We start from the raw sequence: 24,679 nt of genomic DNA on the forward strand, positions 1-24,679 counted from the left end.
GTGGAGACCCCCTCAAAGAAGGGGATCCATTACGGATCGTTCACCTCCGCTTGTCCGGGCCGACGCTAGTTTTCGCACGTACCTCCGTGGCACCTCGCGCCCGCCGTTTCACACGAAAGGTGGGCCATGCCCCGAATTGGCTGTGAACGGTGGGTCCTCTGTGCTCTCCTGCGCCCCTTACGGGAAAGGCCGGGCTTGGGGGTGGGGCGGGCGGCGCGGGTAACCTGTCTGCGTGCCCCGTCTGTCTGAAGTAACCGCCGCCCTCGAAGCCCTCTGGCCCCCGGCCCTCGCCGAGGGATGGGACGCGGTGGGCACGGTCGCCGGTGATCCGGACGCCGAGGTCGGCCGGGTGCTCTTCGCGGTCGACCCCGTCCAGGACATCGTCGACGAGGCGGTGAAGCTCGGCGCGGACCTGCTGGTCACGCACCACCCCCTCTACCTGCGCGGTACGACGACGGTGGCGGCCTCCACGTTCAAGGGCCGCGCCGTCCACACGCTGATCAAGAACGACATCGCCCTGCACGTCGCGCACACCAACGCCGACAAGGCCGACCCCGGCGTCTCCGACGCCCTCGCGGGCGCGCTCGGCGTCCGCGTCGTCCGCCCCCTGGTCCCGGACCCCACCGACCCCGCCGGCCGTCGTGGCCTCGGCCGGGTCTGCGATCTTGAGCACCCGCTGACGCTGCGCGAGCTCGCGGGCCGCGCCGCCGACCGGCTGCCGGCCACCGCGCAGGGCATCCGCGTGGCGGGGGACCTCGACGCGACGGTGCGTACGATCGCCGTGAGCGGTGGCTCCGGCGACAGCCTCTTCGACGATGTGCGTGCGGCGGGCGTCGATGCTTTCCTTACCGCGGACCTGCGCCACCACCCGGTGAGCGAGGCCCGCGAGACCACCCCTCTCGCGCTGCTCGACGCGGCGCACTGGGCCACCGAGTGGCCCTGGTGCGAGCTGGCCGCGGCTCAGCTCGAAGAGGTCTCCGACCGCGAGGGATGGCGCCTGCGGGTCCACGTCTCGAAGACGGTCACCGATCCCTGGACGGCCCACGCGGCGTCCACCCGCCCGTCGCCCGCCACCACCCCTTCAGCGAGCGCTACGCGCACCCCTTCTGACTCGCCTGTATCTACTTTTGGAGCCCCCAACTGAACGCCGCGCCCGCCGATCAGATCCGTCTTCTCGATCTCCAGGACCTCGACACCCGCCTCCAGCAGCTCGCGCACAAGAAGCGGTCGCTGCCCGAGCACGACGAGATCGAGTCGCTGACCAAGGACCTCACGCAGCTGCGCGACCTGCACGTCGCCTCGACGACCGAGGAGAGCGACTGCGCCCGCGAGCAGACCAAGGCCGAGCAGGACGTCGACCAGGTCCGCCAGCGCGCCGCCCGCGACCAGAAGCGCCTCGACTCCGGCGCGGTCACGTCCCCCAAGGACCTGGAGAACCTGCAGCGCGAGATCACCTCGCTGGCCAAGCGCCAGGGCGACCTGGAGGACGTCGTCCTCGAGGTCATGGAGCGCCGCGAGTCCGCGCAGGAGCGCGCGGGCGAGCTGGCCGAGCGGCTCTCCTCGGTGCAGGCCAAGGCCGACGACGCGACCTCGCGGCGCGACGCGGCGGATGCCGCCATCGACGCCGACGTCTCCGCCGCCGCCAAGGAGCGTGCGGTCGTCGCCGGGACGATCCCGGCGGACCTGCTGAAGCTGTACGACAAGCTTCGCGAGAAGGAGGGCGGGGTCGGGGCGGCGAAGCTGTTCCAGCGGCGTTGTGAGGGGTGCCGGCTCGAGCTCAACATCACGGAGCTGAACGAGGTTCGGGCGGCTGCGGCGGATGAGGTCGTTCGTTGCGAGAACTGTCGGCGGATCCTGGTTCGGACGTCCGAGTCGGGGCTTTAGGACCACTCAGCCTCGCCGGCGATTGAGGCGCGGGGTCCGGGGCAGAGCCCCGAGACCGCAACGCCGTTGGGCCTGCCGCAAGGGAGACACGTGACACCCCCGGACCTCGGGTCACCCGCCACCTTCCTCCTGCTCCGGCACGGGGAGACCGCCCTCACGCCCGAGAAGCGGTTCTCGGGGAGTGGGGGCGGCGACCCCGCGCTCTCCGACACCGGTCGTCGGCAGGCGTCGGACGCCGCCGCGGCCCTGGTCGCGCGCGGTGACGTCGACGTCGTCGTGGCATCGCCGCTGAAGCGGTGCCGCGAGACCGCCGAGGTCGTCGCCGGGCGGCTCGGGCTCGGCGTGGAGGTCGACGAAGGGCTGCGCGAGACGCACTTCGGGGCGTGGGAGGGGCTCACGTTCAAGGAGGCCGGCGCCCGCTACCCGGACGACCTGAACGCCTGGCTCGCCTCGTCCGACGCCGCCCCGACCGGTGGCGGCGAGAGTTTCGCGGAGGTCGCGGAGCGGGTCGCCGAGGCGCGGGACCGGCTGACCGCCGCGTACCGGGGGCGTACCGCCGTGCTGGTCAGCCATGTGACGCCGATCAAGACGCTGGTGCGGCTCGCGCTCGGCGCCCCGGCCGAGGCGATGTTCCGCATGGAGCTCGCGGCGGCGTCCCTCACCACGGTCGCGTACTACGCGGACGGGAACGCGAGCGTGCGCTGCCTCAACGAGACAGCGCACCTCACATAGTTCAGCCGGCTCAACGCAGCGAGGACGCCTCGCGGGCCAGGGCCTCGACCCGGTCCCAGTCCTTCGCCGCGATCGCGTCGGCGGGGAGCATCCAACTGCCGCCCACGCAGCCGACGTTCTTCAGCGCCAGGTAGGTGGGCGCGTTCGCGGGCGAGACGCCGCCCGTGGGGCAGAACCGAGCCTGCGGCAGCGGACCGGAGAGCGCCTTCAGGTAGGGGGCGCCGCCCGCGGCCTCCGCCGGGAAGAACTTCATCTCGTGCACGCCGCGCTCGATCAGCGCCACGACCTCCGACGTCGTGGAGACGCCGGGCAGGAACGGCACGCCCGACTCCTTCATCGCGTCGAGCAGCGTGTCCGTCCAGCCGGGGCTGACCAGGAAGCGGGAGCCCGCGGCCACCGAGTCGGCGACGTTCGCGGGCGAGATCACGGTGCCCGCGCCGACGACGGCGTCCGGGACCTCGGCGGCGATCGCCCGGATCGCGTCGAGCGCGGCGGGCGTACGCAGGGTCACCTCGATAGCGGGGAGGCCGCCCGCGACGAGCGCCCGCGCGAGCGGCACCGCGTCGGCGACGTCCTCCACCACGACGACGGGGACGACAGGGGCGAGATCCAGCACGGAGGCGGAGCCGGCAGAGGCGGCGGCAGTCGAGGTCATGGCCCCATCCTGCCCCGCCCGCAGCAACATGCGCAAAGGTCGTTGCGCATGCTGCAATCCGGCTGGTCTTCTTAGCGCCTCTATCTTTTCAGGGCCTCTAGTGGACCTCGTCCACCAGCACGTCCAGGTTCCACGGCCGACCGGCCTTCGCGGGCTCCTCGACCTCCACGACGTACCCGAGGTCCCGCAGTACGTCGACGAGCTCGGCGGGACCGGCCGGCGCGGACCCCGCCGTCAGCAGCGACCGGACGATCCGTCCCTTGGTCGCCTTGTTGAAGTGGGAGACGACCTTGCGGGTCGGCGCGTGCAGCACGCGCACCGTCGCGGTCCGCTCGGCCACGTCCCCCTTCGGCTTCCACGCGCTCGCGTACGCCGACGACCGCAGGTCCAGTACGAGCCCGTCTCCGGCGGCCTGTGGCATCACCTCGGCCATGGGCCCCCGCCAGTACGCCCCGAGCGCGCCGAGTCCCGGCAGCTTCACGCCCATCGAGCAGCGGTAGGAGGGGATCCTGTCGGCGACACCGACCGCGCCCCACAGTCCCGAGAACACGAGCAGCGACCTGGCCGCCCGCTTCTTCGCCGCCGCGTCGAGGGAGGCCAGGTCCAGGGCGTCGTACAGGACGCCGGTGTAGATCTCGCCGGCCGGGCGCGCGCCCGCCGTGCGCAGCTCCGTGTTCTTGGCGATCTCGCCGCGCAGCCCCTCGCTCAGGCCGAGCACCTCGCGCGCCTTCTCCTCGTCGGCCGCGCACAGCTCCACCAGCTCGTCCAGGACGGCCGCCCGCGCCCCGGCGAGCCCCTGCAACGAGAGGCCCTCCGGCTTCAGCGGCGCCCCGCGTCCGGAAGCGGCCTTACCCTCCGACGGCGGCAACAGCACAAGCACGGGGCACTCCTCAAGCACGTACGGAACAACTGTCGATCGACGCCCCAGCCTACGGCGTGCCAACCCGGCCACCGCCTTCTACGCTCGTGGCATGCCCCGTCGCCACCTCCGTGTGACCGGCGCGGCGCGGGAGCCGCTCGGCGCCGTGCTGCGCGAACTGCGTACGAAGCTGGACGTACCCGAGGAGTTCCCGGCCGATGTGCTCGCGGAGGCGGAGCGCGTCGCCGCCGATCCGCCGTGGCTGCCCGACCGGGACGAGACGGCGATCCCCTTCTTCACGATCGACCCGCCCACGTCGACCGACCTCGACCAGGCCATGCACCTGTCCCGGCGCCCCGGCGGCGGCTACCGCGTGCGGTACGCGATCGCCGACGTCGCCGCGTACGTCACACCGGGCGGCGTCCTCGACGCCGAGGCGCACCGCCGCGTCACCACCCTCTACTTCCCCGACGAGAAGGTCCCGCTGCACCCCACCGTGCTCAGCGAGGGCGCCGCGAGCCTGCTGCCGGACCAGACCTGCCCGGCCGTCCTGTGGACGATCGACCTCGACGCGGACGGGCGCGCCGAGACCACCGACGTCGTCCGTGCCCTCGTCCGCAGCCGCGCCAAGCTCGACTACGCGGGCGTGCAGAAGGCCATCGACGACGGGACCGCCGAGGAGTCGGTCGCCCTGCTCAAGGACATCGGGTCGCTGCGCGAGCGGTTGGAGGTCGAGCGCGGTGGCATCTCGCTCGACGTGCCCGAGCAGGAGATCGTCGCGAGCGCCACCGCGTACGAACTCGCCTACCGGGCCCCGCTCCCCGCCGACTCGTGGAACGCCCAGATCTCCCTCCTGACCGGCATGGCCGCCGCCGACCTGATGCTCGCCGCGGGCACCGGCATCCTGCGCACGCTGCCCGCCGCACCGGACGGCGCGGTCGGCCGGCTGCGCCGCACCGCGAAGGCCCTGCACATCGAGTGGCCGCACCACGTGTCGTACTCCGACCTGGTCCGCTCCCTCGACCCGCGGATCCCGCACCACGCCGCGTTCCTCCAGGAGTGCACGACGCTGCTGCGCGGCGCGGGCTACACGGCGTTCCGTGGTGGCGAGACCCCGGCCCTCGCCACGCACGCCGCCGTCGCCGCGCCCTACACCCACTGCACGGCCCCGCTGCGCCGCCTCGTCGACCGCTACGCGTCCGAACTCTGCCTGGCCGCATCCGCCGAACGGGGCGTTCCCGAATGGGTGTTGACGGCTCTGGAAGACCTCCCCAAGGAGATGGCGGAGGGTACCCGGCGCGCCAACTCCGTGGAGCGCGAGTGCGTCGACATCGTCGAGGCGGCGCTCCTCGAGCACCGGGTCGGCGAGGTCTTCGACGCGGTGGTGGTGGACGTGAAGGACCGCGAACAGGCCTCCGGGACCGTCCAGTTGACCGAGCCCGCCGTCGTCGCCCGGGTCGAGGGCGGCGCGTCCGCGCTGCCGCTGGGGGAGCGGCTGCGGGTCCGGCTCGCGCAGGCGGACCCCGGCTCGACGAAGGTGCTGTTCACGCCGGCGTGAGCCGCTGCTCCAGGGTGCGCGCGAGCCCGTCGGGATCCTCCGCGTGCAACCGCACCAGGCTGACATCCAACGGGCGGCCGAGGAACGTGAAGTGCCGTACGGGAGCGGCCAGTTCGATGGTTATGCTGGTCTGGGCGCCGACGTCCAGGTTCAGCTCGCCCTCCGTGGGCTGGTGCGTGTACTTGTTCTCGCGGCGTACGGCCCCGATCCGCTCCAGCGGTATCCGCAGGTCGACCAGGGCGCCGCGGCGTACCCGCAGGGTGTCGGCGGTCACGACGTGCGGCCGGGTCACGGCCGCGGCGTGCAGGCCGAGCACCCACACCACCGTGTAGACGTCGAGGACGAGCACGACGCGGTGCAGCAGCGGCCAGTCGTGCAGCAGAGCCCACATCGCGACGGTCTCGACGAGGCACACGAACGCGAAGGCGTACATCATCACGGCCTGCCCCCGCGCGTACGCGAAGGCGCTCGCCCCCGCCGGGACGCCATCGCGGCGCCGCGTCACCCACAGCCAGTAACTCCCGAGCACCCGCAACTCGTGCCCGACGAGCCGGCGGGCCTTGGCGGGCACGACCTCCCGCACGGCGTCCCGGCCGCCGCGCCGGTACAGCACGGCGAGCCCGCAGACCTCGACGACGATGACGACCACGACCGCCGCCTCGACGACGCGGGGCGGCCGCGTACCCACCAACAGGCATCCGGTGACGACCAGTTCGGCCGCCAGGGCCGTATAGGCGAGGGCGCGCAACGTCGTACGCAGGCCCGTCACGGCGCACCGCCCTCGGCGGCCATCCGCATCGCGAGCCGGACGGCCTCGGCCTGGGCGGGGGAGAAGTCGGCGAGGAAGGTGTCGAGCAGGGTGTTCCCCTCCGCGAGCGCCTCGCCGACCGGCAGCTCGGCCGGCATGCACGCGGCCAGCGCCCGCGCCGCCTCCGCCACCCGCGGGTCGTCCGGGCCGGCGTCGGCGAGGGCGTCGAGCCGGGCGTAGACCTCGTGGGCCGCGGCCACGGCGCCCGGTGCGGAGAAGGCGGGCAGCAGCGCCGCCATCAGCTGCTCGCGGGCCTCGGGCGGGGCGGTCGTGTCGATGAGCGCGAGCACCTCGCGGTCCTTGGCGGCCATCGGCGACTCGACGTCGACGTCACCCAACTCGTTGAAGAACGCGGCGAGTTCGGGCGACACCGGTCCCTCGGTGGGCAGTCGCCCCCGCTCGGCCTCCGTGAGGAGACCCCGCAGCCGCTCCCGCCGCTCATGGATGGCCGCCTCCTGCCGGGCCAGATCGGCGTCCAGCTCGGCGAGCACCTCCACGAGATCGCGCCCCGCGTCCTCCGCGAGCACGTCCCGCACCTCCGGCAGCCCGAGCCCCAGCTCGGTCAGTCGCCGGATCCGGGCGAGCTCGATGGCATGCCGCAGCCCGTACTCCCGGTACCCGTTGCCCAGCCGCTCGGGCTCGGGCAGCAGCCCGAGGTGGTGATAGTGCCTGATGGCGCGTGTGGTGACACCGACGATCCGGGCCAGCTCTCCGATCCGCATGCCTTCAGTAGAAACCTTGACGCTACGGCAGGGTCAAGCGGACGGCGCCGCGAGGGGCCGGCGCGCTCTTGGAGGAGTCCGGGCCCGACCCCCGCACCCGAGTAGCCACGGCCGACGCACGGCCGAACCCTGACCGATTCCATGACCCTGTGCCACGATCGAGGGAACGACTCCCGATCCGAGGGACGGCTGATCACCCATGTCCCAGTCTGGCGAACGACCGAAGAAGGGACGTGATGGCATGCCCGCTCTCGCGCACGAGCCGCTCACGCAGGAAGAGGTCCTGCTGGAGGGTTTCCTCTCCCTCGACACCCCGGAGGGCTTCCGGGCGGAACTGATCCAGGGGGAGATTGTCGTGACACCACCGCCGGACGGGGATCATGAGGACTACATCAACCTGATCCTGAAGCAGGTGATCAGGCGCTCGCGGACCGATATGGACTTCTCCGGGAACAAGGGGCTGAAACTGCCCAGCGGCGGAGACTGCCCGAGAAACCATCTGATCCCCGACGGCACCTTCGCGCCCACCGAGCGTCGTCTCTTCCGCGGCGCCGACTCCTGGATGCCCTGCGAGGGCGTCGCGATGGCGGTCGAGGTGACCTCGTCGAAGCCGCAGCAGGACCGCGAGGCGAAGCGGCGCTGTTACGCCCAGGGCGCCATCCCGCTCTACCTGCTCATCGACCGCGACAAGTCCTCCGTGACCCTCCACAGTGACCCGTCGAAGGGCGACTACCGCCAGTCCTGCACGCTCCCCTTCGGCAAGGCCCTCGCGCTGCCCGAGCCGTTCGCCTTCGACCTGGAGACGGCCGAGTTCGTCTGATCGGCCAGGTAGACTGGCCGCACGGCAGACGAGCCGGGCGGGCGGCCGCGTGGGATCCCTTCGGGGGTCTCCCGAGGAACGTCCGGGCTCCACAGGGCAAGGTGGTGGCTAACGGCCACCCGGGGTGACCCGCGGGACAGTGCCACAGAAAACAGACCGCCCAGCGCTCAGGCGCTGGGTAAGGGTGAAACGGTGGTGTAAGAGACCACCAGCGCCTGAGGCGACTCAGGCGGCTAGGTAAACCCCACCTGGAGCAAGGTCAAGAGGGACCGCCTCTTCGGAGACGGTCCTGCGCGGACGATCGAGGGCTGCCCGCCCGATGTTCGCGGGTAGACCGCAGGAGGCCGGTGGCAACGCCGGTCGTAGATGGATGGCCGTCGCCCCGACGACCGCGAGGTCCCGGGGCACAGAACCCGGCGTACAGCCCGACTCGTCTGCCGCTCCGCCTTCTGGTCGGTTAAGGCACAGGTCTGGTGCCCTTGCTCGTGGACTTGCGGCCGTCGCCTCGCCCGGGGCCGCACCGATTCAAACCGGACCTCACGGCAGCGAAAGCAGCCACGCGTTTCCGGATCGGAGCCTGCGTGGGGGCGGTCTTGGTGCCGGGAAAACAGCACGCACTGCCCCGCGTATCCCTGGGACCGTCACTTGTTCACGAGCGGTGCCGCGTGGAGCTGCCCGATCCCGGCGTCACGGCAGCTCGTGCTGAGCAGCGTGGTCGACGAACGGCCGGGCGTGCAACGCGGGACTTGATCGAGTCGGAGGGACCTGATGCGTCGGAGCCAATGTGTTGGCGCGCCCGTAGTGGAGATCGGGCCCGACATCCGCCGCCACTCCGACCACCGGTAGTACTGCCAGTCCCGCCAGGTACCCTCGGACACATCGTCAACGCGGCCCGACGGGCTTCCGTTCCACCTTGGTGGAGTCTCGAAGGATATGCCCCCACCCGCACGAGTCTCTTCGTGCTGCCTGGGGGAAGTCCTTGCTGTTCCGCGCGTCCGCGAAAACGGTCGCCGTCATGGCACTTGACGGTTCGCTTTTCCTGCATCTCACCGAGCAGTTCGTCCATATGCATGGCTATAGGCCCGGAGCCTCGGAGACGCGTTCCTGGGAGCGCAGCATCCCTCTATTGACCGCCGCGCTCGACGACGCCGGCCTGGGCGACGTCGAGGTCATGCTTGAGTACGCGCTACCGCTGAACAGCAAGCGTGCCGACGTCGTCCTCGCCGGCTTGCACCCGGTTACGCAGGAGCCGTCCTACGTCGTGGTGGAGCTGAAGCAGTGGAGCCAGGCGGCTCCGCATGAAGATGATCCCACCTTGTGCCACGTTGACGCCTACGCGCACCCCGTGCTCAATCCGATCGAGCAGGTGCGGCGATACTGCGACTACCTGGTCAACTTCAACGGCGCGGTGTCTGAGCACAGCGACCGGATCCAGGGAGTCGCCTTCTTGCACAACGCCACCGAGTTCGGGGTGGCGGGGCTGCGGGAAATCGAACGTGACGCGCGGGGGCTGCTCTTCACCGGGGAGAGCCGAGGAGCGTTCCTGGACCACCTCCGGTCGAAGCTGAGCAATGAGCACGCCGGAGCTCGTGCGGCGGACGAACTGCTCGCGGGCGCCACCGTGCCGTCGAAGCAGCTGATGTCCGTGGCAGCCCAGGAAGTTCGGGAGCGACAGCAGTTCGTCCTCCTCGACGAGCAGCAGGTCGCCTACCGCATGGTGCTCAACGCGGTGGAGAGGGCGAAGCGCGCCGACCGCAAGGAAGTCGTCATCGTCACCGGTGGCCCCGGAACCGGAAAGAGCGTGATCGCGCTCCAACTGCTCGGCGAGCTGTACCGGAGGGGCGTGGCCGCGGTCCACGCGACCGGCTCCCAGTCGTTCACCAAGACGATGCGCAAGGTGGCCGGCTCCCGGAAGCGGGAAGTCCAGGATCTCTTCAAGTACTTCAACAGCTTCATGGCCACGGAGAAGAACAGCCTGGGTGCTCTGATCTGTGACGAGGCGCACCGTATCCGTGAGACGTCCGCCAACCGCTACACCCGCGCGGCACTGCGGACCGGCAGGGCGCAGATCGACGAACTCATCGACGTCGCCCACGTACCGGTCTTCTTCCTCGACGAGCACCAAGTGGTGCGTCCCGGTGAGATGGGAACCGTTGACGAAATTCGTGAGGCCGCGGCCAGACGCGGCATCGACTGCCATGTCATCCCCCTGGACAGCCAGTTCCGCTGCGGAGGCAGCGACGCCTACCTGCGCTGGGTGGTCCGGCTCCTTGGGCTTGAGCCCGGCGGGCCGATCGGGTGGGAGCCCGACGGCCGCATGCAGTTGCTGGTCGCCGACAGTCCTGAAGAACTGGAGGCGTTCCTCGATGCCCGCCGTGCCGAGAACCATGGTGCCCGGATGTCCGCAGGCTACTGCTGGCGATGGTCGCCCGAGCCCAAGCCCGGCTGTCCACTGCCCCTCGACGTCGTCATCGGTGGCTGGGCCCGGCCCTGGAACCTGCGGGGGGACCGGTCGGTCTCCGGCGCGCCACCGTCCGCGTTGTGGGCCACCGACCCTGCGGGCTTCGGGCAGATCGGCTGTGTCTACACCGCCCAGGGGTTCGAGTACGACTGGTCCGGCGTCATCATCGGCCCGGACCTGGTCTGGCGGGGTGACCACTGGGTCACCGACCGCGCTGCCTCAAAGGACCCGGTCTTCAAGAAGTCCACGTCGGACACCGATGTGGACCGGCTCATTCGGAACACGTACAAGGTGCTGCTGACGCGTGGCATGGTGGGCACCATCGTCTACTCGACCGATCCGGAGACCAGACAGAGGCTGCGTGACCTGGTGTCATCCCGCCTGGAGTCACAGCCGGCCGCGACGGAGGAGCCACTTGTGTCGCGTTGAGCGCGTGGTATTCAGCCATGATGTCCGTGCTTCCAGCCGACCTCTGTTTCATATGTGTCTGGACGGGACGTCACTTCCCTAAGATCCAAAACATCATTGCGGCCCGACGGGCTTCCCAGGTGGACATGCCCCCATCCGCACGAGTCACTCGTGCCCTGGGGGATCCACCTCGTGTCCATGCTCCTGCTGAAACTGGCGGCGCGGGATCTGCTGAACCTGAACTCAAGACGCCGCATGGTGCCTCACCTCGCCGCGAGGTGGAAGCACTTCCTCAACACCGACGCTTCGCTGACCGAACGGTCCGCTTGGGCAGAGAGCCTGGTGCATCTTGCCGAGGAACTGGTAGCTGCCGACCGAGGTAACGTCGAGATGGTCGTCGAGTGCGCGGCCACGCTCGACGAGACCGATCGCGCCGGAGACCCGCGCCTCATCGATGTCGTCCTCGTAGGCCGTCATCCCGAAGAGGATGCACTGTCCGTCCAACTCGTCGAGCTGAAACGCTGGTCGACGGTGACCCGGGTGGAGCGAGCCACTGGGGAACTGGTACACGTCCCCGGCATGGGGCCCAAGAAGCATCCCGCGCTGCAACTGCGCGAATACTACGAGGCGTTCACCGGTTTCAGAGGGCCGCTGCAAGGACTGCAATTCGAGTGTGGCGGCTTCGCCTATCTGCACAACGCCACCGACCTCTCGGTGCTTCCGCTGGTCGGCGTGGACGCGCCGACCGGTTCTTACGCCCGCGTCTATACGAGTGATCGCCGTGCCCAACTGCTGTCGGACCTGCGTAACAGCTTCGCCGCCGACGGTGCCCAGACTGCGGCCGAGAACCTGTTGCGGGGTATGGGGCTGCGTAACACCCCACTGCTCGACGCCATGATCCGCTCCAGCGGGGAGGACACGGTCTTCACCCTTCGCGGCCGTCAGAAGAAGGTCGCGGATCAGATCCTCGACACTGCTGCCAAAGTGCTGCCCGATCCCCGGCGGCCCGCGCTCCTCCCCGACGAGCGAAGGGTGGTCTTCCTCGTCACAGGAGGGGCCGGAACCGGCAAGAGCGCCATCGGCCTCCAACTCAAGGCCGAGCTGGAGGCGGAGGGGCGTACGGTCAAGTACGCGAGCGGCAGCAGGGCATTCAACGGCGCCCTCCAGGAGCATGTCGGCTATGGCGACCGGGAGTTCAAGGAGAGCTTCACCTACTTCAGTAACTTCGTCACCCCACCCGATCCGCCTCTGAACGTACTGATCTGCGACGAGGCCCACCGCTTGCGCGACCGCTCCACCAACCGCTTCTGGGATCGCGCGGACTATGGAACCAAACCGCAGGTGGATGAACTCCTCGACGCCTCCCGGCTGACGGTCTTCTTCCTCGACGAGGGGCAGTCCGTGCGCCCGCATGAGGTCGGCACCGTCGCTCTCGTGGAGGACGCGGCACGACGCTACGACGCGCAGTTGGTCCGTTACCGCCTGCGGGAACAGTTTCGGTGCGGCGGCAGCGACGCCTATATCCGCTGGGTGCGTGGGGCGCTTGGGGTGTCGGACGCGGAGCCGGAGGAGTGGACGCCGGACGGGCTGATGCACGTCGAGGTCGTGGACAGTCCGGAGGAACTCGAACGGATCATCCGCTCGGAGGCCGTGGCGGGAGCATCCGCGCGCATGGTCGCCGGATACTGCTGGCCCTGGACCAAACCCCTGGGCGAGGAGAAGCGGCTCGAGCCCGACGTCCGGATCGGCGAGTGGCACCGGCCGTGGAACGCGTTCAGCGAGTCCTTCTGCGAGAACAAGACCGTCCCCCCTTCCAAGATTTGGTCCGTGCACGAGAACGGCCTCGGCCAGATCGGCTGTGTGTACACCGCGCAGGGACTGGAGTGGGACTGGTGCGGCGTGATCATGGGCGACGACATGGTGCGCCGGGGTGACCGCTGGGTGTTCCGCCGGGGCAAGGAGCGGGCCGACAAGGAGGCGGGCGTCAAACGAGTCGGCGTTCCCGGGTCGTTCGATCCCAAGGTGAAGCCGAAGAGCGTAGACGACGACGAGTTCGCCCGTCTCGTTCGGCACGCGTACCACGTGCTGATGACCCGGGCGAGCCGGGCGACCGTGCTCTACTCCACGGACAAGGAGACCCGGGACCACCTGAAGAAGCTCGTCGGCGAGGCCCAGATCCACGGTCTGCGACCCACCTGGGAGAACTTGCCGGAGCAGGCTCGCCAGCCGCATTTGCCCCGTCCCGGCCGAGGACAGCGCCGACGCAGGAACCGTCAGAAGAAGGACACCCTGCCCGGAGAGATGCGTCTTTTCTGAAGCGGCGACCAGTGCTTGGAGTGGCGGGCTCTCCCGGGCCCGCCACTTGCCGGTCAGAAGACCAGGCGTGCTGCCGCGATCAGGGCCGCCACCAACAGATTGGTGACGACTCCCACCGTGACGTCGGCCAGAATCTGACGAATCAGGTGACGACGTGCAGGCTTGTACTCAACGGGGTTCATCGGTTTCCACTCCTGAGCGTGAGCTGGGAATGGCAGGGATCGCCCTACCGGGCATCCGCAGTCACACCGCGTACGGAACGCGATGGAGACCACTCGTCGCTCAGCACCGAGGAACGGCACCTGGAACACCGCCGACGTACCCTCCGGGAAGGTGCGCAGCAGGTAACCACGTTAGTGCACGCGCCAGTTGGTGCAGATCGTTTTGGGACCTGAAGGTGTAAGTGAGGCTCACTCTGAAGCGGGACGAGTACCTGATCCAGTACGGCGACAAGCTGGACATCCTCGGCCGCGCGGCAAGAAGGGCCGGGTCGTGGGGGAGGAGACCGCCTGGCTCACCCCGAACCTGCGGATCTCCGACTGGCAGATCGCCACCCAGCGCAGCACCGACTCCTCCCAGAGCCACCCGGCCCACCTCGATGTGTACGGACTCGGCGCCCTCACGTACCTCCTGCTAACCGGAAAGGCTCCGGCCGTCGGCCAGGCTGAGGTGCTGGCCCGCCTGGAGGCGGGCGAGGGACTGCGTCCCAACTCTCTGGTGGACGGTCTGTCGGAGGGCGTGGACGACTTGGTGCAGGCCGCCACCGCGTACAGGCCCGGTCAACGTCTGTCCAGCGTGGACGAGTTCCTGGAACTCCTCGGGGTCGTCGAGGACTCCCTCACCGCACTGGCGCAGGCGGCCACCGCTACGGGGGAACCCGGCGACGAGCGCGACGACACCGGGCAGGGCATCCGCCCCCAACTACGCTGTCACTTCAAGGCCCGAATCCCGGGCAGTTTGTGGACGGGGCGATCTGCCAACCTGACGACGCGAGACGGACACGACCATTCTGAGTCGCCGACGTCCCCATTACGCCAGGCCGGAAGCGGAATCCAGGTCTTCATTTAGCTGCCGTTTACAGCTAACGTCTGCGAGCATGAGTGAGCAGGGCGTCACGGGGGCAGCCGCCACCCCGGACTTGAACGACACGACGGACCCGGTCAGCAGGCTCGACCGGCTGCCCGTCGGTCCGTGGCACAAGCGGCTGACCGCGATCGTCGGCATCGGAGCCTTCTTCGACCTCTACGAGGTGTTCCTCGGTGGCGTGCTCGCCGCGGCGCTCGCCGAGTCCTGGCAGCTGTCGGGCACCGAGAAGTCGTGGCTGATCGCCTCCGGGTTCCTCGGCATGTTCGTCGGCGCGAACGTGCTGTCCGTGCTCGCCGACCGGTTCGGGCGGCGGAAGATGTTCCTGGTCAACCTGGGGCTCTACTCGCTGTTCTCGCTGGCCTGCGCCTTTGCCCAGGACGCGACCCAGCTCTCCGTTCTCCGCTTCCTCGCCGGTCTCGGCCTCGGCGCCGAACTGGTGCTCGTCGACACGTACTTGGCCGAGTTCCTGCCGCGCAAGGTGCGCGGCCGCTACATCGCCTGGGCGTACACCCTCGGCTTCGTCGGCGTGCCCGTCGCGGCGCTGCTCGGCGCGCGACTCGTCGCCAAGCACGAGCTGTTCGGGGTGGACGGCTGGCGCTGGCTGCTCGTCGGCGGCGCACTCGGCGCCGCCTTCATCCAACTCCTGCGCACCCGCCTACCGGAGTCACCGCGGTGGCTGGTCTCGCGGGGGCGGACGGCCGAGGCGGAAGAGGTGGTACGGGGGATCGAGTCACAAGCCCCGCCATCTCAAGCCCCGCCGGCGATTGAGGCGCGGGGCCCGGGGCAGAGCCCCGCAACCGCAACACCGGACGCCCAAAAGGTGCCGCTCGGCCAGATGTTCAAACACCCCTACGCCCGCCGCACGGTGATGTGGTGGATCTTCCAGATCCTCCAGACCGTCGGCTACTACGGCTTCGGCTCCCTCGCCCCCGTCGTCCTCCAGGCCAAGGGCCACACCGTCACGGAATCCCTGACGTACGCGGCCCTCAGCTACCTCGGCTACCCGGTGGGCTCGGCACTGTCCGTGCCGCTGATCGACCGGATCGAGCGCCGCACACTCATCATCCTGTCGGCGCTCGGGATCGCCGCGTTCGGCCTGGTCTTCGGGTTCGCGGAGGCGTCCTGGCTGATCGTGGGGGCGGGCTTCCTGCTCACCGTGTGCTCCAACGTCTTCTCGAACGCCTTCCACGTCTACCAGACGGAGATCTTCCCGACGGGCATGCGTTCCAGCGCCATCGGCATCGCGTACTCGCTGTCCCGGCTCACGTCGGTGGTGCTGCCGTTCATCGCGATCGACGTGCTCGAGGACCTGGGCGCGAACGCGGTGTTCATCGGGTCCGGCGTGCTGATGCTGATCCTGTGCCTGAACGTACGGATCCTTGGGCCACGTACGACGGGGCGGAGCCTGGAGTCGATCTGAGGGCCGCTGTCATGCAACCGGTCACGGCCGTACCGGCACCACCAGGGGCGCCCCGGTACGCGGATGCGGCAGCACCTCGACCGGGTGCCGGTACACGTCGCTGAGCAGGGGCCCGTCGAGGACCTCCGCCGGCGGGCCGACCGCCGTGATGCGCCCGTCGTGCAGCACCGCCACCCGGTCGGCGTGCGCGGCGGCCAGGCCCAGGTCGTGCAGGACGACGACCACCGCGTCGCCCGCTGCGGCCCGTTCGCGGCACACCCGCAGGACCAGCTCCTGGTGGCGCAGGTCGAGCGCGGCCGTCGGCTCGTCCAGGAGCAGCAGCCCCGTCGACTGGGCGAGGACCCGGGCCAGGGCCACGCGGGCCCGTTCGCCGCCGGACAGCGCCGAGAAGGGGCGGGCGGTGAAGGCCGCGGTCTCCGTCGCCGCGAGGGCCGCCGCGACCGCCGCGTCGTCCTCGTCCTCGCGCTCCGTGCCCGCCCACGGCGCCCGGCCCATCCGGACGACGTCGGCCACTGGGAACGGGAAGGAGAGCGTCGCCGACTGGGGCAACAGGGAGCGGCGCAGGGCGAGTTCGGCCGGTGTCCAGGCGTCGGCCGGGCGCCCGTGGACGCGCAGCTCGCCGGAGGCGGCGGGCAGGTCGGAGGCAAGCGCCGCCAACAGGGTTGACTTCCCCGCCCCGTTGGGGCCGACCAGGACCAGTACCTCGCCCGCCCGCACGTCCAGGTCGACGCCGGTCAGGACCGGCCTGCCGCCCAGGCTCACGTGCAGGGCGCGCGCCTCGGCGACCGTGTCCCCGGCGGCGTACCGCTCGGGCGGTGCGTGGTGCCGCGGGCCCCGCAGCAGCGTGCTCCAAAGGGCCTTCATGCCCAGCCTCCTTGCTTACGGCGGGTGCGGCGCAGCAGCCAGAAGAAGAACGGGCTGCCGGTCAGCGCGGTGAGCACCCCGATGGGGAGTTCGGCGGGGGCGGCCACCGTGCGGGCGGCGAGGTCGGCCGCGACCAGGACGGCGGCGCCGCCGAGCGCACTGCCCGGGACCAGGAAGCGATGGCCTGGGCCCGCGAGCATGCGCAGCAGGTGCGGGACGACCAGGCCCACGAAGCCGATGACGCCGGAGACCGCCACGGCCGCCGCCGTGAGCAGTGCGATGACGAGGATCAGCGTGATCCGGAGCTTCTCGACGTCGACGCCCAGGTGGCGGGCCGGGCGTTCGCCGAGCGACAGCAGGTCCAGCTTCCTTGCGTACAGAGGCGCTACGAGCAGGCCGACGGCCGCGCAGGGCAGCACCGCGAGCACCTTCGGCCACGTCGCCTGGGCCAGCGAGCCGAGCTGCCAGAACGTGATCTGGTTGACGGCGGCGGCATCGGCGTAGGAGAGGAACAGGCCGATCAGCGCGCCCGCGAAGGCGTTCACGGCGATACCCGTGAGGATCAGCGTGACGACCTCCGTGCGGCCGCCCGAGCGGGACATCACGTAGACGATCAGGACCGTCGCGAGGCCCGACACGAAGGCGCAGGCCGTGATGGTCCACGTACCGAAGAAGTTGAGGCCGAGCGCGATGCAGGCGACCGCGCCGACCGCCGCGCCCGACGAGATGCCGATGACGCCGGGCTCGGCGAGCGGGTTGCCGAACACGCCCTGCATGAGCGCACCCGCGCAGCCGAGCGAGGCGCCGACGAGGAGGGCGAGGACGACGCGGGGCAGGCGCACGTTCCACAGCACCGATTCCCCGACCCGGTCGAGCGCGGCACCACCGAGACCGAGCCGGTGCTGCACGGACCCGAGGATGTCGCCGGGCGCGATCTCGTACGCCCCGATCCCGGCCGAGGCCAGGGCGAGCACCACCAGCGCCAGGGCGAGACCGACGGTCAGCGGCCAGGCGGCGCCGCGGCGCGCCTTGGTGACCGGGACAGTGCCCGCGGGCCGCGTCGCACCGGCCGCGCGGGGGCGTGTCCCGTCGGGGCCGTCGGGCGTGATGCCCTGATCCGGCAGGTGGGCGGGATGGGCGGCTGTGGGCTCGTCCACCGGTGACCGGTGCGGCGTCGAGGGCTGAGGGGTCGTCATGGTCAGGAACCCGCCTTCGCCGCGCCGGAGGCATCGCCGTACAGCTGGTCCACGATCGAGCGCAGGACCTGGTCCGTGCGTGGGCCGTAGTTCAGCAGTACGCCGTCGTCGACGGAGACCACCCTGCGGTCGACGCCTGCCGGGGTCTCGGCGACGCCGGGAATCTTCACCAGGCCGTCGATGCCGCCGACGGATTCGAGTCCCTTGGTCATGACGAGGATCGCGTCCGGCGCGGCCTTCGCCAGGGCCTCGCTGGTGATCGCGGTGAAGTCCTTCTTCAGTCCCGAGGTCGCGCCCGCGTCGACCGCGCCCGCCGCTCGGAGCAGCGAGACCGCGCCGGACTCCTTGCCGCCGATGAGGTAGACGGAGGCCGAGCCGCGCAGATAGAGGAAGGCGACGCGCGGCTTGTCGCCCTTGCTCTCCGTCCTCGTCGGGATGTCCTTCTGTACCGCCGCGATCCGGTCCTCCGACCGCTGCGTCAACTCCCGCCCGGCAGACGGGACTCCGAGCGTGTCCGCGACCGCCTGGATGCGGGTGCCGACGTCGTCGAGGCCCTTCGCCGGGTCGATCACGACCACCGGGACGCCCGCGTCGCGGATCTGCTCCATCGCCTCCTCGGGGCCCGAGGTCGTCTCGGCGAGCACCAGGTCCGGCTTGAGCGAGAGCACGTTCTCCGCGGAGACGTCGTGGTTGCGGGTGACCACCGGAAGCTTCTTCGCCTGGTCGAACGTGGCCGTGATGTCCCGCGCCACGACCCGCTCACCCAGCCCGAGGGTGAAGGCGATCTCGCTGAGGCTGCCCGACAGCGGAACGATCCGGTCGGCCCGCTTCACCGTGACCTTCTCGCCGCCTGCCGAGGCGACCGTGGCGGGCAGCTCCGGATTCGGCGTCGAGGCGAGCGGTTCGAGGCGGTTCGAGGTCGCGGCCGTCTTGGTGTCGTCCACGGATCCGGCTCCGGCCGATTTCGTGGAGCCGCCGCCGCAGGCCGTGGCGAACAGCGCGAGGACGGCGACGAGTACGGCGGTCAGCACACCGGCCCGTCGCGTGGCGGGTTGAGCGGGAGCGGCTGGCGTCGGCACGCGGGGACCGTCCTGTCGTAAGGGGAGGGGCTGAGCAGCGGGACTAAGCAGAGGGGCTGTTGGCGGAAGCGATCATAGTTTAGGTTAGCCTTACCTAAGTCGCCAGGGTCTGGTGACGTCTGGTGCTGGAGTGCTGGAGTCCCGGAGGAATCGTCATGTCCCGACGCGCACCGATACGCGTCCTTGCCGTCACCCTGCTCGCCGGCCTGTTCACGGCGCTGCTCGCGGCCCTGCTGCCCGCCCCCGGAGCGCACGCCGCGACCCGCACCGTGCAGGGCGGCCGACTCGACTGGGGCGTGAAGTCGTCCTTCCAGAGCTACATCACGGGGCCCATCGCGAAGGGGAGTTACACCCTGACCGGGGGAGCGGCGACCATCGGCGCGAGCCGGTTCCGCTTCCACTCGGCCAGCGGCGGCTACGACGGTTCGACCGGCACCTTCACCTCCTCGTTCTCCGGCGGCGTGCACTTCGTCGGGCACAAGAAGGCCGACGGTTCGCACGAACTCGACATGACGATCAGCAACCCGAGCGTCCGCGTCGCGGGCGGCGGCGGGACGCTCTACGTCGATGTCGTGAGCAGGGCGAAGGGCACCGGGACGGTCACGTCGTCCCGTCAGGTGCCCTTCGCCTCCCTCTCCCTGGGTGGGATCGACATGAAGGGCGACGGCAATGCCGTCACCCTCAACAACGTTCCCGCCACGCTCACTTCGCAGGGCGCCAAGGCCTTCGCCGGCTACTACACGGCGGGCACCGCGCTCGACCCGGTCAGCCTGTCCGCCGACGTGGAGCCAAAGGTCGAGGCCGGCAAGAAGACGACCTCGCCGTCCCCCTCCGCCACGGCCACCAAGAAGACCAAGGAGGCCGACTCCGGCACCGTCCGGGACGGAGCCGTCGACTGGGGCGTGCGCCGTACCTTCCGCGAGTACGTCACCGGGGGCATCGCCCAGGGCGAGTGGAAGCTCGCCGACGGGGCGCAGGACGGCGGCGCGCTGTTCCGCTTCCCCAAGGGCGAAGGGTCGTACGACAAGAAGAAGCGGACCCTGGAGGCCGGGTTCACCGGGTCCGTGCGGTTCACCGGCGAGCACGGGCTCGACCTGAAGTTCGCGGACGTGTCCGTCGACGTGGCCGACGGCAAGGGGACGTTGCGTGCCGACGTCACCGGCGAGGGCCGGACCCGTAAGGACACCGCGGTCGTCACCTTCGACGTCGACGAACTCGCCGCGAAGGACGGGCTCGTACGGGTCGACGAGGCTCCGGCGAAGCTCACCGCCGCCGGGGCGAAGGCCTTCGGCGGCATGTACCGCAAGGGGGCCGCGATGGACCCGGTCTCCCTGGCGGTCGCGCTCGACGCCGACGCCGAACTGCCCGCGCTGCCGGACCTCGGCAGCTCCGCCACGCCGAGCCCCGACAAGAGCTCCGCGGCCCCCAAGGTCAAGTCTGCCTCGGCAGCGGACAGTTCGGGACTGTCCGGTGGCGCGGTCTCCGGGATCGTCGCCGTCGTCGCCCTCGTGCTCGCGGGCGCCGGATTCCTGGTCCTTCGCTCGCGCCGTTCCCCGCGTCCCTGAACGGGCGCTCCCACTCGAAGAGTTGAGGAAAGAAGCAGATGTCCCGCACCGAAAACGCGATCACCAGACACCCGATAGCCCTCGCCGCCGCCACCGCCACCGCCACCGCCACCGCCGTCGTGCTCGGCGGCGGCGCGCTGAGCCTGCCCGCCTTCGCCGCCGAACAGGCCGCACCCAGCGTTGAGTTGAAGGACGGCACGCTCGACTGGGGCATCAAGGAGTCCTTCCGCAAGTACGTCACCGGCATCGCCCTCGGGAAGATCGAGGCCAGTGACGGGGCCACGCAGGCAGCCGACAACGGCGCCTTCACCTTCGGCGGCGGCACGGGCACGTACGACACGGCGACGCACGGCACGGACACGACGTTCAAGGGCGCCGTCCGCTTCGCCTCCACCGCGCACGGCTTCGACATCAAGGTCGCCGACGTAAAGGTGGTGACCACCGGGACGACCGGCCACATCGACGCCGACGTCACGCTCAACGGCAGTACCCAGAACGACATCGAGTTCGCCACGCTCGACCTGTCCGCCGTCAAGCCCGGCCAGGGCGCGGGCGGCGCCATGACCTTCAAGGGCATCCCGGCCACGCTGACCGCCGACGGTGCCAAGGCGTTCAACGGCATGTACGAGGCGGGCGCCGCCCTCGATCCGGCGACGCTGACGGTCACCGCGGCCTCCTCCCCGACCTCGCCCGAGCCGACGAAGCCCCCGACGCAATCACCCTCCCCGACCGACACGGCCACCGCGGGGCCGAAGCCCACGAAGACCGCGACCCCGACCGGCAAGCCGAGCGCGTCCGCGACGAGCGCCCCCGAGGTGGCCGCCTCCGGCGCGGTCGTCGACGGCAACCTGGACTGGGGCGTCAAGGAGTCCTTCCGTACGTACATCACAGGACCCATCGCCAAGGGCAAGGTCGAACTCTCCGGCGGCGCGGGCAAGAACGGCTCGGGCTACCGGTTCGGTGACGCGAGCGGCAGCTACGACGCCGATGCCAAGTCGCTGGACGCGAAGTTCGCCGGCAAGGTCCGCTTCCTCGGCCACGAGGAGGGCGACGAGTACGCCCTCGACCTGCAGTTCAGTGAGCTGCGGGTGACGGCGAAGGGCGGCAGTGGCGAGCTCGTCGCCGACGTCTCCAGCAAGGACCAGGAGACCGGCAAGGTCTCCACGTACGACGGCCTGACCGTGGCCACCCTGAAGCTCGGCTCCGGCGACCTCACCGCGCAGGACGACGTCGTCGAACTGGACGGCGCCGCCGCCACCCTCACCGCCGGCGGGGCCAAGGCCTTCGGCGGCTTCTACGAGGCGGGCGCCGCGCTCGACCCGGTCACCGCGGCCGTCTCCCTCGACGAGAACGCCGAGCTGCCGACGGGGTCCAACGGCGGTACGAGCGGCGGCGCTTCGGGCACCACGGGCGGGACCGGCGGCATCGGCACCGGCTCGACCACGGGCGGCGGAACAGGCTCCCTCGCCGCGACCGGCGCCGCCGTCCCGGCCGGACCGCTCGCCGCGGCCGCCGCGTTGATCGCCGCGGCCGGTGCGGGCACGGTGTACGCCACGCGCAGGCGGCGTACGCGGTCCTGACCGTTCGCGCCCGGCCGTCCGCCGCTGGTCAGATCAGCGGCGGGCGGCCGAGCCGCGTCATCCGCCACACGGTCCGCCAGCGCATCGGGCGCCGCTCACCTGCGGACGCGCGCACGCCCTCGGCGAAGCCGCCCGCCCAGGCGCGCAGGCCGCCGAGCGACCTCGTACGCAGCAGGGTGATGCCGGTCCACACCGCGAGGTACAGCGGGATCAGCGGGAGGGGGAGGCGGCGGCGGGCCAGCCACACCCGGTTCCGGGCGGTCATCCGGTGGTAGACGGCGTGCCGGGCCGGGGACGTCTTGGGGTGCTGGAGCAGCAGGGCCGGCTCGTACAGCACCTTCCACCCCGCATCCAGCGCCCGCCACGCGAGATCGGTCTCCTCGTGCGTGAAGAAGAACTCGGCGGGCCAGTCACCGGTCTCGTCGAGCATGTCCATCGAGAACGCGTGACCGCCACCGAGGAACGCGGTCACGAGCCCGCGCTTCATCGGGTCCTTCGCGCGCAGCCTCGGCACGTGGCGGCGCTGGGTCTCGCCGAGCTCGTCGGCGATGCGGAAGCCGACGACGCCGAGTTCGGGGTCGGCCGCGTACAGCTTCTGAATGGTCGAGAACACGTCGGCGTCGACGAGCAGCCCGTCGTCGTCCAGCTCCACGGCCACGTCCACGTCCCCGAACTCGCGGAGCCGGGCGAGGGCGACGTTGCGGCCGCCGGGGCAGCCGAGGTTCTCGTCCAGCTCGACCGTCGTGACCTCGAACGGGTAGCCGGGGTACGCGGGCAGCGGCGTCCCGTTGCCGATCATGACGACGCGGGCCGGCACCGCATCCTGCTTGGCCACCGAATCCAGGAGGGCGGCCACGTCCTTGGGCCGGTTGCCCATGGTGACGATGGCCACACCCAGGCGCGGGAGTTCGGTGCTGCGGTGCCTGTCAGTCATGGCGGCGATGTTAGCCGTTCACGTTGTGCGCCCTGACCGCGCGGGCGGGAGTGCCTACACCTTCTCCAGCGCCTGGAACGGCTCGGCGGGCAGCTCCACCCGGACCCTGTCACCCGGCCCGACCTCGCCACCCTCCCGTACGACGCCCATGACCCCGGCCTTCCGGACCAGTTCGCCGGTTTCCGGGTCCCGGCCCACGACCCGCTTGAGCAGCCCGCCTTGGAAGCCGTCGATCTGGGCACAGGGGTTGCGCAGCCCCGTGACCTCGACGACGGCGCCGCTCTCGCCGAAGTGCAGCAGGGTGCCGGTGGGCAGGGCGAGGAGGTCGATGCCGCGCGTGGTGACGTTCTCGCCGAGTTCGCCGGGCCGCACGGTGTGCCCCGCGTCGGCGAGCTCCGTGAACAACTCCTCGTGCATCAGGTGCACTTGGCGGAGGTTGGGCTGCGTCGGATCCTTGGCGACGCGGGACCGGTGCTTGACGGTGACGCCCGCGTGCACGTCGCCCTCGACGCCGAGCCCTGCGAGCAGCGTGATGCTCTTCCGGTTCGGCTTGGTGAAGGAGTACGTGTGGTTGCTACTGACCGCAGTGACGATGCCGTTGTCCACGTGGTGCCCCCTGTGATCCATGGCCAATGATCCACGCCAGCGTAACCAATCAAGCCCCTGCGGCGATTGAGCAGCGGGGTCCGGGGCGGAGCCCGGGGTCCGGGGCGGAGCCCGGGGTTCGGCCCGGGAGCCGCCTGCTCAATCGCCGCAGGGGCTTAAAAGATCTGCTCAATCGCCGCAGGGGCTTGATTGGGAGCGTTCCGCCACCCTTGTCACGTGCGCGTGCAGCGTGTCCCGGGGGTTCGGGGTCAGTGTGCCGAGGGCGACCAGGGCCGTGACGACGACGTCGCAGAGTTCGGACTCGACGTCGGCCCACGAGTGGCTCACGCCCTTGCGCGGGTTCTGGCCGACCGCGCCGATCACCGCCTCGGAGACCTCGCCGACCTCCTCCGCGAGCTTCAGCATCCGCAGGAGGAGGGCCTCTTGGGGCGGTCGGGCGTTGTTGGCGTCGAGCCAGGCACGCAGCCGGTCGATCGTCTCCCACAGGTCATTGTCGGCAGTGTCGGTGTTCGTCGTCACGGGTGACGAGGTTATTCCTCGTCCTTCTCGTTCTGCCGCGCGGCCACCTGCTTGTTGCGGGACGCCACCACCGCCATCGCCGCCGCGCCCGCCCCGACGAGCGCCGCCGGCACCATCCAGTGCCGGTCGAGGCGGTGCTCGAGCGCGTGGTCGAGGGAGTAGCGGCCCGCGCCGGTCACCGCGAGGCCCGCCGCGGCGAAGCCGAGGAACGCCGGGTACTCGTAGCCGCCGCCCTGCGCGAAGAAGCCGTTCGGCGCGTGCACCGCGGCCGCACCGGCCATGGTCCCGGCCGCGGCCGCCCCGCCCACCGGCGTCGCGAGCCCGAGCGCGAGCAACACCCCACCGCCCGCCTCGCCGAGCCCGGCGGCGACGGCGCTCGCCTTGGGCGGGTGGTACCCCATGGCCTCCATGCCGGCGGCCGTGCCGGACACCCCGCCGCCACCGAACCAGCCGAGGAGTTTCTGCGCTCCGTGCACGGCGAGCACCCCACCGGTGCCGACGCGCAGCGCGAGCAGCCCCAGATCCAGGCGCCCGGAGCAGGATTTACGAGATGTACGAAAACGTGAGCAGGTCATGACTTCACCGTCCGGCACTCGTCCGGCCCGCA

At 70.6% G+C, this 24,679-nt stretch carries 20 protein-coding genes, 1 other RNA gene and 4 pseudogenes; 13 read left to right on the top strand and 12 right to left on the bottom strand.

Annotated features, from left to right (window positions below):
- Positions 1-232 precede the first annotated feature (232 nt).
- The 3 genes and pseudogenes from ACWD2L_RS33475 to ACWD2L_RS33485 all read left to right on the top strand — a co-directional run.
- A complete protein-coding gene (locus ACWD2L_RS33475; RefSeq protein WP_351337919.1) occupies positions 233-1,144 on the top strand; it encodes a Nif3-like dinuclear metal center hexameric protein in 912 nt (303 codons plus the stop codon).
- Positions 1,141-1,884, top strand: a complete 744-nt coding sequence (locus ACWD2L_RS33480) for a zinc ribbon domain-containing protein (protein ID WP_351337985.1) — start codon at positions 1,141-1,143, stop codon at positions 1,882-1,884. The genes ACWD2L_RS33475 and ACWD2L_RS33480 overlap by 4 nt, the downstream gene beginning before the upstream one ends.
- Positions 1,885-2,616: pseudogene (locus tag ACWD2L_RS33485) on the top strand (histidine phosphatase family protein); the annotation flags it as partial.
- 10 nt (positions 2,617-2,626) lie between these two features.
- On the opposite strand, the gene eda reads toward ACWD2L_RS33485, so the two are convergent.
- Together eda and yaaA are read right to left on the bottom strand one after the other, a co-directional pair.
- Positions 2,627-3,271: a bifunctional 4-hydroxy-2-oxoglutarate aldolase/2-dehydro-3-deoxy-phosphogluconate aldolase gene (gene eda / locus ACWD2L_RS33490; RefSeq protein WP_351337916.1), complete on the bottom strand. Its 645-nt coding sequence runs from the start codon at positions 3,269-3,271 to the stop codon at positions 2,627-2,629.
- A gap of 97 nt (positions 3,272-3,368) precedes the next feature.
- On the bottom strand, positions 3,369-4,151 hold the full coding sequence (gene yaaA, locus ACWD2L_RS33495) for a peroxide stress protein YaaA (protein ID WP_351337913.1): 783 nt from the start codon (positions 4,149-4,151) through the stop codon (positions 3,369-3,371).
- A 91-nt stretch (positions 4,152-4,242) separates the two neighbouring features.
- Between yaaA and ACWD2L_RS33500 the strand changes: the two genes are divergently transcribed.
- Positions 4,243-5,688, top strand: a complete 1,446-nt coding sequence (locus ACWD2L_RS33500; protein ID WP_351337910.1) for an RNB domain-containing ribonuclease — start codon at positions 4,243-4,245, stop codon at positions 5,686-5,688.
- Here ACWD2L_RS33500 and ACWD2L_RS33505 read toward each other — a convergent pair.
- Positions 5,675-6,457, bottom strand: a complete 783-nt coding sequence (locus ACWD2L_RS33505; RefSeq protein WP_351337908.1) for a hypothetical protein — start codon at positions 6,455-6,457, stop codon at positions 5,675-5,677. The genes ACWD2L_RS33500 and ACWD2L_RS33505 overlap by 14 nt on opposite strands.
- Entirely contained in the window at positions 6,454-7,218 is a 765-nt protein-coding gene (locus tag ACWD2L_RS33510; RefSeq protein ID WP_351337905.1) for a MerR family transcriptional regulator, read from the bottom strand. Before ACWD2L_RS33510 ends, ACWD2L_RS33505 begins: the two co-directional genes overlap by 4 nt.
- Before the next feature lie 241 nt (positions 7,219-7,459).
- Between ACWD2L_RS33510 and ACWD2L_RS33515 the strand changes: the two genes are divergently transcribed.
- The 4 genes from ACWD2L_RS33515 to ACWD2L_RS33530 all read left to right on the top strand — a co-directional run bounded on the left by ACWD2L_RS33515 (position 7,460) and on the right by ACWD2L_RS33530 (position 13,223).
- A complete protein-coding gene (locus ACWD2L_RS33515; protein WP_351337902.1) occupies positions 7,460-8,038 on the top strand; it encodes a Uma2 family endonuclease in 579 nt (192 codons plus the stop codon).
- Positions 8,039-8,067: 29 nt separating this feature from the next.
- Positions 8,068-8,475: RNase P RNA component class A (rnpB, locus tag ACWD2L_RS33520), an RNA gene on the top strand.
- A gap of 542 nt (positions 8,476-9,017) precedes the next feature.
- The gene (locus tag ACWD2L_RS33525) at positions 9,018-10,928 is read left to right on the top strand and encodes a DUF2075 domain-containing protein (RefSeq protein WP_351337900.1); all 1,911 of its coding nucleotides are present in this window, start codon (positions 9,018-9,020) and stop codon (positions 10,926-10,928) included.
- Between the two features lie 54 nt (positions 10,929-10,982).
- On the top strand, positions 10,983-13,223 hold the full coding sequence (locus ACWD2L_RS33530) for a DUF2075 domain-containing protein (protein WP_451192845.1): 2,241 nt from the start codon (positions 10,983-10,985) through the stop codon (positions 13,221-13,223).
- Positions 13,224-13,276: 53 nt separating this feature from the next.
- Here the strand turns inward: ACWD2L_RS33530 and ACWD2L_RS33535 are convergent, their stop codons facing one another.
- Complete coding sequence (locus tag ACWD2L_RS33535; RefSeq protein WP_351337898.1) at positions 13,277-13,405, bottom strand: DUF6408 family protein; 129 nt, start codon at positions 13,403-13,405, stop codon at positions 13,277-13,279.
- Between the two features lie 289 nt (positions 13,406-13,694).
- Between ACWD2L_RS33535 and ACWD2L_RS33540 the strand changes: the two are divergent.
- Both ACWD2L_RS33540 and ACWD2L_RS33545 read left to right on the top strand, forming a co-directional pair.
- Positions 13,695-14,123, top strand: a pseudogene (locus ACWD2L_RS33540) (hypothetical protein); the annotation flags it as partial.
- Between the two features lie 196 nt (positions 14,124-14,319).
- Complete coding sequence (locus ACWD2L_RS33545) at positions 14,320-15,729, top strand: MFS transporter (protein WP_351337896.1); 1,410 nt, start codon at positions 14,320-14,322, stop codon at positions 15,727-15,729.
- Positions 15,730-15,750: 21 nt separating this feature from the next.
- On the opposite strand, the gene ACWD2L_RS33550 is transcribed toward ACWD2L_RS33545, so the two are convergent.
- The 3 genes from ACWD2L_RS33550 to ACWD2L_RS33560 are packed head-to-tail and all read right to left on the bottom strand — an operon-like array spanning position 15,751 to position 18,868.
- Entirely contained in the window at positions 15,751-16,593 is an 843-nt protein-coding gene (locus ACWD2L_RS33550; protein ID WP_351337895.1) for a heme ABC transporter ATP-binding protein, read from the bottom strand.
- On the bottom strand, positions 16,590-17,789 hold the full coding sequence (locus ACWD2L_RS33555; RefSeq protein WP_351337893.1) for a FecCD family ABC transporter permease: 1,200 nt from the start codon (positions 17,787-17,789) through the stop codon (positions 16,590-16,592). The genes ACWD2L_RS33550 and ACWD2L_RS33555 overlap by 4 nt, the downstream gene beginning before the upstream one ends.
- Positions 17,790-17,791: 2 nt before the next feature.
- The gene (locus ACWD2L_RS33560; protein WP_351337890.1) at positions 17,792-18,868 is read right to left on the bottom strand and encodes a heme/hemin ABC transporter substrate-binding protein; all 1,077 of its coding nucleotides are present in this window, start codon (positions 18,866-18,868) and stop codon (positions 17,792-17,794) included.
- A 155-nt stretch (positions 18,869-19,023) separates the two neighbouring features.
- Between ACWD2L_RS33560 and ACWD2L_RS33565 the strand changes: the two genes are divergently transcribed.
- From ACWD2L_RS33565 to ACWD2L_RS33575, 3 genes and pseudogenes are all read left to right on the top strand, one after another.
- A complete protein-coding gene (locus ACWD2L_RS33565; RefSeq protein ID WP_351337889.1) occupies positions 19,024-20,433 on the top strand; it encodes an HtaA domain-containing protein in 1,410 nt (469 codons plus the stop codon).
- Positions 20,434-20,471: 38 nt separating this feature from the next.
- Positions 20,472-21,035 (top strand): annotated as a pseudogene (locus tag ACWD2L_RS33570) (HtaA domain-containing protein); the annotation flags it as partial.
- 249 nt (positions 21,036-21,284) lie between these two features.
- Positions 21,285-22,013, top strand: a pseudogene (locus ACWD2L_RS33575) (HtaA domain-containing protein); the annotation flags it as partial.
- Positions 22,014-22,041: 28 nt separating this feature from the next.
- Here ACWD2L_RS33575 and ACWD2L_RS33580 read toward each other — a convergent pair.
- From ACWD2L_RS33580 to ACWD2L_RS33595, 4 genes are all read right to left on the bottom strand, one after another.
- Entirely contained in the window at positions 22,042-22,947 is a 906-nt protein-coding gene (locus ACWD2L_RS33580) for a glycosyltransferase family 2 protein (protein ID WP_351337884.1), read from the bottom strand.
- Positions 22,948-23,001: 54 nt separating this feature from the next.
- Positions 23,002-23,574, bottom strand: coding sequence for an MOSC domain-containing protein (locus ACWD2L_RS33585; RefSeq protein WP_351337881.1), 573 nt, complete (start codon positions 23,572-23,574; stop codon positions 23,002-23,004).
- A gap of 147 nt (positions 23,575-23,721) precedes the next feature.
- Entirely contained in the window at positions 23,722-24,072 is a 351-nt protein-coding gene (locus ACWD2L_RS33590) for a MazG-like family protein (protein WP_351337878.1), read from the bottom strand.
- Positions 24,073-24,083: 11 nt separating this feature from the next.
- Positions 24,084-24,647: a DoxX family protein gene (locus ACWD2L_RS33595; RefSeq protein ID WP_351337876.1), complete on the bottom strand. Its 564-nt coding sequence runs from the start codon at positions 24,645-24,647 to the stop codon at positions 24,084-24,086.
- Between the last annotated feature and the right edge of the window lie 32 nt (positions 24,648-24,679).

Source organism: Streptomyces sp. NPDC002754 (genome assembly GCF_053592315.1).